The 8,808-nt window shown below is 68.6% G+C and carries 7 protein-coding genes; 2 read left to right on the forward strand and 5 right to left on the reverse strand.

The window, feature by feature from the left end; genetic code table 11:
• Positions 1–48: 48 nt before the first annotated feature.
• From ACPCUW_RS23905 to ACPCUW_RS23920, 4 genes are all read right to left on the reverse strand, one after another.
• Entirely contained in the window at positions 49–1,263 is a 1,215-nt protein-coding gene (locus ACPCUW_RS23905; RefSeq protein ID WP_174555038.1) for an MFS transporter, read from the reverse strand.
• A 14-nt stretch (positions 1,264–1,277) separates the two neighbouring features.
• Positions 1,278–2,933 carry a phosphoglucomutase (alpha-D-glucose-1,6-bisphosphate-dependent) gene (gene pgm, locus ACPCUW_RS23910; protein WP_064904428.1) on the reverse strand — a complete coding sequence of 552 codons (1,656 nt, stop codon included), beginning with the start codon at positions 2,931–2,933 and terminating at the stop codon, positions 1,278–1,280.
• A 47-nt stretch (positions 2,934–2,980) separates the two neighbouring features.
• Complete coding sequence (locus ACPCUW_RS23915; RefSeq protein WP_081879496.1) at positions 2,981–3,382, reverse strand: DUF190 domain-containing protein; 402 nt, start codon at positions 3,380–3,382, stop codon at positions 2,981–2,983.
• A gap of 1,021 nt (positions 3,383–4,403) precedes the next feature.
• Complete coding sequence (locus tag ACPCUW_RS23920; protein ID WP_030515554.1) at positions 4,404–5,921, reverse strand: MFS transporter; 1,518 nt, start codon at positions 5,919–5,921, stop codon at positions 4,404–4,406.
• Positions 5,922–6,049: 128 nt separating this feature from the next.
• Between ACPCUW_RS23920 and ACPCUW_RS23925 the strand changes: the two genes are divergently transcribed.
• The gene (locus ACPCUW_RS23925) at positions 6,050–6,724 is read left to right on the forward strand and encodes a TetR/AcrR family transcriptional regulator (RefSeq protein ID WP_030515553.1); all 675 of its coding nucleotides are present in this window, start codon (positions 6,050–6,052) and stop codon (positions 6,722–6,724) included.
• 150 nt (positions 6,725–6,874) lie between these two features.
• Entirely contained in the window at positions 6,875–8,173 is a 1,299-nt protein-coding gene (locus ACPCUW_RS23930; RefSeq protein WP_423427194.1) for a D-arabinono-1,4-lactone oxidase, read from the forward strand.
• Positions 8,174–8,180: 7 nt separating this feature from the next.
• Here the strand turns inward: ACPCUW_RS23930 and ACPCUW_RS23935 are convergent.
• Positions 8,181–8,808 (reverse strand): hypothetical protein (locus ACPCUW_RS23935; protein WP_423427195.1); only part of this gene is annotated, 628 nt, incomplete at its 5' end.

Below are 8,808 nucleotides of genomic sequence, written 5' to 3' on the forward strand. Positions count from 1 at the left end.
AAAGCCGATGCTCCCGCCAGGTAGGACCGCGCGGCAGAGTGGCGGAAATCAGTCGACGGTCGCGGTGACCGGATGCCGCCGCAGCGGCTCTCGCACCACCGTCCATCCGGCCGCGGCCACCACCAGCAGCGCACCGGTCACCGCGAGCGCGAATCCGAACGATGCCCGCTGTGCCAGCCACCCGATCGCGATCGGGCCCACCACGGTGCCCAGATCGGCAGCCATCTGAAATCCGGCCAGCACCGGGCCGCCGCGCGCCCGCGGGCCGATCACATCGGCGACGGCGGCCTGCTGCGCGGGTGTGTACATTCCCGAGCCCAGACCGGCCACGAACGAGGCCCCCAGCAGCCACACCAGATTCGGCGCGAGCCCCAGCGCGATCGTGCCCGTCGCGCACACGAGGGTGCCGGCGATCAGGAAGGGTCTGCGCCCCCACCGATCCGACATCCGGCCGGAGGCGAACAGCACCGCCGCGTTTCCCGCGGCGAAAACCGTCAACGCCACCCCGGCCACTCCCGGGGACTCGCCGAGCACCTCCACCACCAGCAGCGGAACCAGCGCCATCCGCACCCCGAACACCGCCGCGCCGTTGGCGAAATTGGACCACAGCACCGCGCGGTACACCGGATCCGCCAGTGCGCGGCCGAAACTCACCACCGGCATGGGCTCCGCGCCCACCGGTTCGGCCAGCTGCGATCCGCGCAGCTTCCAGAACACCACCGCACTCGCCGCCAGCAGGGCCACCGCGTAGATCGCGAACGGGGCGCGCAATCCCAGCCCGCTCAGCGCACCGCCGAGCAGCGGACCGGCCAGCGAGCCGATCAGGAAACTGGTGGACCACAACCCCGAGACCCGCCCGCGTTCGCCGGGCGGCGACAACCGGATGACCAGCCCCAGCGAGGACACCGTGAACATGGTGGATCCGATTCCACCCAGCGAACGCAGCACGATCAGCTGCCAATAGGTCTGCGCCAGCGCGCACGCGCCCGTGGACAGGGCCACGATCAGCAGACCTGTCAGATACAGCGCGCGCTCACCGAATCGCTGGACCAGCCGCCCGCTCACCGGCGCGAACAGCAGGCGCATCAGCGCGAAACTGCTCACGATTGCCGAGGCGGCCGCGACGCCGACGCCGAAGCTGCGCGCGAACTGCGGCAATGCCGGTGCGACCAGCCCGAATCCGAGGGCGATGATGAATGCCGCGCCGATCAGCACCCAGGTCTCGGCGGGCAGCCGGGAACCGGCACCGTAACTATCGCTCACCACATTTCCGCGAATCAGTCGACCGCGGGCTCCTCGATGCCGAGTGCGCGTCCGACCACTTCCTCCGCCGCCGCCTGCACCCGAGTCAGATGTTCGGGCCCCTCGAAGGATTCGGCGTAGATCTTGTACTTGTCCTCGGTACCCGACGGGCGCGCCGCGAACCACGCGTTCTCGGTGGTCACCTTCACCCCGCCCAGCGCCGCGCCGTTGCCGCGGGCGCGGGTCTGCACCGACAGCACCGATTCCCCCGCGATTTCGGTGGTGGCGATGTCGTCCGGCGTCAGCGCGGCCAGCCGCCGCTTCTGCTCGGCATTTGCGACGGCATCGATGCGAGCGTAAGCCGGTGTGCCGTAACGCTTTTCGAGTTCGGCATAGCGCGCCGACGGACTCTGGCCGGTGACCGCGGTGATCTCGGCGGCCAGCAGTGCCAGCAGGATGCCGTCCTTGTCCGTGGTCCACACCGTGCCGTCGTGGCGCAGGAACGAGGCTCCGGCGCTCTCCTCGCCACCGAAAGCCAGGGAACCACTGAACAATCCGGGGACGAACCATTTGAAGCCGACCGGCACCTCGTGGGTCTGCCGGCCCAGCACGCCCACCACCCGATCGATCATCGAGGAGGTCACCGCGGTCTTGCCGATCTTGGTCAGCGCGTCCCACCCCATCCGGTTCGCGACCAGATATTCGATCGCCACCGCCAGGAAGTGGTTCGGATTCATCAATCCCGCATCGGGTGTCACGATGCCGTGCCGGTCGGCGTCGGCGTCGTTGCCGGTGGAGATGTCGTAGTCGTCGCGGATCGCCACCAGCGAGGCCATTGCATAGCGCGAGGACGGATCCATCCGGATCTTGCCGTCGCTGTCGAGGGTCATGAACCGCCAGGTCGGGTCGACGAACGGATTGACCACCTCGAGTTCGAGGTCGTAGCGCTGGCCGATCTCCTCCCAGTAGTCGACGCTGGCCCCGCCCATCGGATCCGCGCCCAGCCGGATACCGGCGCCGCGCACGGCGTCCAGATTCAACACGTTCGGCAGATCGGCGATGTACTGATCGAGGTAGTCGTAGCGCTGCACACCGGTGGCCAGCGCGTGCTGCAGCGTGGTGCGTTTGATCCCGGCCAGCCCGCCGCGCAGCAGTTCGTTGGCGCGGTCGGCGATGGCGTCGGTCGCGACGGTGTCGGCCGGGCCGCCGTGCGGCGGGTTGTATTTGAAACCGCCGTCGCGGGGCGGATTGTGCGAGGGCGTGACCACGATGCCGTCGGCCTGATGGCGGGTGCCGCCCCGATTGTGGCGCAGCACAGCGTGACTGAGCGCCGGAGTGGGCGTGTAGCGCCCGCGGCTGTCGATCACGGCGGTCACGTCGTTGGCGGCCAGCACCTCCAGCGCGGTGGTCCACGCCGGTTCCGAGAGCGCGTGGGTGTCGCGAGCCAGATATACCGGGCCGGTGATACCGCGGGTGGCGCGATACTCGACGATCGCCTGTGTGATGGCGAGGATATGCGCCTCGTTGAACGCACAATCGAGGCTCGAACCGCGGTGTCCGGAGGTACCGAATGCCACCTGCTGCGCGGGTTCGGCAGGATCGGGGATGCGGCTGTAGTACGCCGTCACCAGATGCGGCAGATCCTCGAGATCGCCGGCCCGCGCCGGTCGGCCGGCTCGATCGTGGGCCATGCTCGGGCCTCCCTTCCTCGGCACCTGCGCCCGGCTCGTCATCACAATCACGGCGACACCCCGCCCGACTGCCACACCTGGACCGCGGACAGGGTCACGGTCCCGGATTCGAAGAGTTCGGCGTTGGCCACCACGAAATCGCGCAGCAGCTGCGAATCGTCGATGATCATCACCATCACGGGCAGGTTCTCGGCGAGATCCAGCATGCGGGTGGTGTGGATGCGCGAGGAAACGCCGTAGCCCTCCATACCGCGCCAGACGCTGGCCCCGGCCAGGCCGCTGTCGCGAGCCCGCCGCACGATCTCGTGATAGCGGGGCCGATGCTTGTAGTGGTCGTCCTCACCCAGCAGCACCGTCAAGCGGGCCGCGGACCGCCAGCGTGGATCCGGCTGCCACGCATCGGCTTCGGTGACGATCTGCATCGCGGACTCGTCCGGTGCTTCACTCATCGCCAACCCCCTGTCGTCGTGCCGTACCAGTTGTCCGTTCTGCCGCGCCGCGCGCTGTCACCACCGTCCGCTCGTCCATCCGAGCGGCGGACCCGCCACACCCGATCCGTGCAGTCTAGAACGTCGTCCGATCGGGCGGAGCAGCGGTCGCATATGCCACAGAGAGCTGTCCAGACTAACGGATTCGCTTGCGACGAGCAAAAACTCGTGCGCAGGACGCTCGCCCCCTCCGGCGTGTCCATCACCGTGGCGCCGGTCCGCGAACCCACCTGGTGCACCTCCCTGCCCGACCGAATGTGTGGAGCCATGCTAACTGTCAGCGACCGAGCCGCGGCCCGCATCCGGGTCGCGCGGGCTCGCCGCACCGGCTGTGCGCCCGCGACCGGCCGAGGTCCGGGGCGACGGATTCGCCCTGCCCTGTTCGGCTCGTGCCCGCCGGCCGGCGGGCCGCACAGGGCTCGATGCCACCCACCCCGAACCGCTTCACCAGCACCGCCCTGTCGCTAGCCATCGGTTTGCTCACGGCGCCACGGAGAGTAACAACCGAATTCGCACCGGTCCCTGCCCGGATGGACGCCGGCGCATCGCGGCCCCGTCCACGGCGGCAGCCGCCGAACGACGTTCGGGCGCGTCCCTCTCGTATCGGCACCTGCCGATCCTGGGACTCAGGGCACGAGGTGCGGCTCGTCGACGCGCCGCCGATCGGCTACTTCGGTCGCGCCCACCACCACCGGCGGCCGGGGCGAGCGTGCGAACAGCACGCGGCGGCGGATACGAACCACGCGAGAACCACGACATCGCGGTATTCCGTGCCGGTGCCGCCTTCGCGTTCGGCGAACCGTTCACCGGGTTCGCACCTGACGCCTCGCCCGCACCCCCGCACTGCCACCCGCACCACCATCGGAACCCGCACCACAGCCGGCATCGGCAGATACATGACAATGCCCCGGACTCCACGAGTCCGGGGCACCGTCCTTATTCGATTGTCCCGCAGCGTTCTACGCGGCCGCAGGTGCCGAACTCAGTGCGCCAGCACCGGCTCGCCCTCGGCCGGGGCCGGTGCGGTGCTGGGCATCAGCACCGCCGCGAGGACCGCGCCGACCACGAAAATCGCTGTCGCCCACCAGAAGCTGGTGGTGTAGCTCTTGATCAGCGATTCGGCGACCGCGAGCTGGCTGGGCTGGCGGCCCGACAGGTAGTTCGCCGCCGCCGAGGACGCGATGGTGCTCAGCAACGCGGTGCCGATCGAACCACCGACCTGCTGGCTGGTGTTCACCATCGCCGATGCCACACCGGCATCCTCGTGGTGCACGCCGGCGGTCGAGCCCTGGAAGGCGGTCGACATGGCGCCACCGAGACCCAGGCCCAGCAGAATCAGCGCCGGGAGGATGTGCGAGGCGTAGCCGGTGTCCAGTCCGATGCGGGTCAGCCACGCCATCCCGGCAGCCGCGACCAGGAAGCCCGCGGCGACGGTGATCTTCGGTCCGATCTTGGGCAGCAGCAGCGAGGGCACGGTGGTCGAGGAGGCGATCATCGCCGCGATCATCGGCAGGAACGCGACGCCGGTCATGATCGGCGAGTACTTCAGCGTCAGCTGCATGTAGTAGGTCAGGAACAGGAAGATCGCGAACATCCCGATACCCATGACGAAGACCGTCATGTAGGAACCGGCCCGGGTGCGGTCGAGCAGGATCCGCAGCGGCAGCAGCGGATGCTCGACCCGGGTCTGGAGCCACGCGAACACACCCAGCAGCACCGTGCCGCCGATGAGGAAGGCCAGGGTGAGCCCGTTGGACCAGCCGTGCGATTCCGCGTGCGAGAAGCCGTAGACGATGCCGAACAGGGCGGCACTGACCGTGACCGTGCCCGGGATGTCGAGCTTGGGCCGGTGCTCGGCGGTGTGCTTGGCCAGCAGCAGCACGGCGCCGACCAGCGCGACGGCGGCGAAGATCAGGTTGACGTACATCACCCAGCGCCACGAGGCCCATTCGGTGAGCGCGCCACCGAGCAGCAGGCCGAGCGCACCACCGGTACCGGCGACGGCGCCGAAGATGCCGAAGGCCTTGGCCCGCTCCGACGGTTCGGTGAAGGTCACCGTCAGCAGCGACAACGCGGCGGGCGCGAGCAGTGCGCCGAACACGCCCTGGGCGACGCGAGCCACGACGAGCATTTCGAATCCGTTGGCGGCGCCACCGACCGCGGAGGCGACCGCGAAGCCGACCAATCCGATGATGAAGGTCGTACGCCGGCCGAACAGGTCGCTCAGCCGGCCACCCAGCAGCAGCAGGCTGCCGAAGGCGAGGGCATAACCGGTGACCACCCACTGGCGGTCGGCATTGGAGAAGCCGAGGTCCAACTGCGCCTCGGGAAGTGCGATATTCACCACGGTCGCGTCCAGCACGACCATCAGCTGGGCGACGCCGAGTACGGCGAGCACCCACCAGCGCATTGCGTGCGAGCCACGGCGGCCCGCGGAGCCGGAGGACTGCCTCGACGGCAGGTCCGACCGGCTCTTTTCGAGATCGATCGCGGAAGTCATGGGTCCCCTTGTCCGACGACGGTTCTGGTGGAGTTGAAGTGGAGGAGTCATCTCCGCTTACATGGAAAGCTATCACGATAACGGAGAGAGGGCCTCCGGTTAATCCCTGAACTTGGTAATATCGGGGTGTGAATCACGCCACGGCCGCTCCCGCTCCCCGGCGCCTGCGCGCCGATGCCGCCCGCAACCACGCGCGCATCCTCAGAGCGGCCAGGGAGCTGTTCGCCGATCGCGGCCTGGAGGTGACCCTCGACGATGTGGCCGAAGCCGCCGGTGTCGGCGTGGGGACGGTGTACCGGCGGTTCGCGAACAAGCAGGAGCTCATCGGCGAGGTCTTCGACCAGACCGTCAACGATATGGCCGAGGCGACCGAGGCCGCCTACGCCGATCCCGACACCTGGCACGGACTGACCCGGCTGTTCGAGTGGAGCTGCGAACACATGGCCAGCAACCGCGGCTTCGGCGAGGTGATGCTGGAGCTGCCCGACGCCATGGAGCGCTTCGTCTCGGTCCGCGAGCGAATCAAGCCGATGGTCACCCGCCTGTTCGACAAGGCCGTCGCCGAGGGCGTGCTGCGACCCGGCATCGCCGCCTCGGACTTCTTCGCGATGATCAACATGGTCGAGGCGATCGCCAGCTTCGCCAAGCCGGTGAACCCCGACGTGTGGCGGCGTTACATGAGCATCGTCCTGGACGGTGTGCGCGGCGACTGCATTCCGCGGCAGCCCCTGACGGTTCCACCCCTGAACGACGACGACGTCGACAACGCGAAGGAAGCCGTATTCGCCTGCCGCAGAAAGTAATTCCTGTCCGGCACCGTGCACCCGCCAACGTTACCGAGCGAACCGTCCGCAACGTAAGTACTCCCGGCGCACTCGTGGCCGTGTGATCGGACACGTTCGAGCTCGAACGAGGGCTGGCGCACAGTTGGGCCATGTTCTAAAGTTGGACGCATGACCAATTCGTGGGTGAACTGGGCCGGCGATCAACGGTGCGCGCCGGCCACGTACGCCGCTCCGCGCACACGCGACGACGTCGCCGAACTGCTGGCCCGGGCCGAGCGCGCGGGCCATACCGTGCGCGTGGCCGGAGCCGGGCATTCGTTCACCGACACCGTGCTCACCGACGGCACTCTGCTGCAGCTTTCGGGACTGAACCGGATTCTGCAGGTCGACCGCGCCACCGGCCTGGTCCGGGTGGAGGCGGGCGCGACCCTGAACGCGCTGAGCACCGCCCTGCACCCGCTCGGTCTCGCCTTCCCCAACCTCGGCGACATCGATGTGCAGTCGATCGCCGGGGCGACCGCGACCGCGACCCACGGCACCGGCGCGGCGCTGCAGAACATCTCCGCCGCACTCCACTCGGTGGAACTGATGCTCGCCGACGGCAGTGTGGTCGAACTCGACGAGCGCGGCGACCCCGACGGCTGGCGCGCGGCACGAGTGAATCTCGGCGCCCTCGGTGTGGTGACCGCGGTGACGCTGCAACTGGTGCCTTCGTTCGTCCTGGAGGGCATCGAGCGGCCCGTACCGGTCGAGGAGGTGCTGACCGAACTCGACGAATTCGTCGACGGCAACGAGCATTTCGAGTTCTACATGTTCGCGCACAGCCCGCTGGCGATGACCAAGCGCAACAACCGCGTCCCGCTGGCCGAACAACCGCGCGCCAAGGCCGTGGACTGGTTCGCCGACATCCTCATGTCCAACCACACCTTCGATGCGCTGTGCCGCCTCGCGCGCCGGCAGCCGAATCTGATTCCGTGGATCCACCGGGGCGCCGCCTACGCCGGAAGCTACCGCCGCCAGATCGACCGCTCCTACCGAGTGTTCGCCTCCCCCAGGCTGTTTCGCTTCACCGAGATGGAATACGCCATCCCGCGCGAATATGCCGCCGACGCCATTCGCGAAATCAAAGCCGTTGGGCAGCAGTTCGATTCGCCGATGCCGACCGAGGTCCGGTTCGTGGCGCCCGACGACGCGTTCCTGTCCCCCGCGGGGGGCCGCGACACCTGCTACATCGCCGTACACCAGTACCGAGGTATGGAGTACGAACCGTATTTCCGTGCCTGCGAAGCGATTTTCGATCGCTACCACGGCCGTCCGCACTGGGGTAAGCGACACTTCCAGACCGCGGAAACACTGCGCGGGCGCTATCCGGACTGGGATCGTTTCCAGGACGTGCGACGGCGGCTGGACCCGAAGGGGCGCTTCGCCAACGCCTATGTCGAGCGGGTTCTCGGGCCCCTCGACTGAACGGCCGCTACCTCGCCCGCGCGGTGCGGCCGCGATCGGCGAGCCGCAATTCCAGCGACACTGGTACGGTATCCACCTCCAGCGCCTGCTCCAGCCGGCTCACCGCCTCGGAGAGAATGCGCCGGCGCAGCGCGGTCAGATCCGCATCGGGTTCCGCTGTGACCACCAGATGCAGGTGCGGTGCGCGGCCCGGCCCCGATAGCCTGGCCTGCGCCGAGCGCACCTCCGGGTAGGACTCGATATCGGTCGCCACCGGGGCGGCGGCGACATTCGAATCGATCAGCGTCTCACCGGTATTGCCGACCGTGCCGATATGCCAGCGCATCCGCGCCGGCAGCCGGGCGAACTGCGCCGCCAGCCACCGCAACGCCGCCAGGCCCACGACGACCGCGCCCGCCACCACCGCCACGAACACCCACTGCGACGGCTCGGCGGTCCCGGGCACCAGCGGCGCATCCCGATCGACCCAGTGCAGCACGCCCGCGTACGCGAGGATGGCATAGACGCCGGCGAGGATCAGCGCCAGCCCGATGAGCGCGAGCAACGCCCGATTGAGCCGCGCCGGACGATTGGCCGAACTCGAACTCACAACACCTCCCGTAATCTGCGGGACACCCGCACCCGGTCGGTGTCGC

Source organism: Nocardia sp. AB354 (genome assembly GCF_049538315.1).
GTDB classification, from domain to species: Bacteria; Actinomycetota; Actinomycetes; order Mycobacteriales; family Mycobacteriaceae; genus Nocardia; species Nocardia nova.

Coding starts and splice junctions, on each gene's coding strand:
- pgm (WP_064904428.1), bottom strand. CDS start 2,933: ATGGCCCACGATCGAGCCGGCCGACCGGCGCGGGCCGGCGATCTCGAG.
- ACPCUW_RS23915 (WP_081879496.1), bottom strand. CDS start 3,382: ATGAGTGAAGCACCGGACGAGTCCGCGATGCAGATCGTCACCGAAGCC.
- ACPCUW_RS23920 (WP_030515554.1), bottom strand. CDS start 5,921: ATGACTTCCGCGATCGATCTCGAAAAGAGCCGGTCGGACCTGCCGTCG.
- ACPCUW_RS23930 (WP_423427194.1), top strand. CDS start 6,875: ATGACCAATTCGTGGGTGAACTGGGCCGGCGATCAACGGTGCGCGCCG.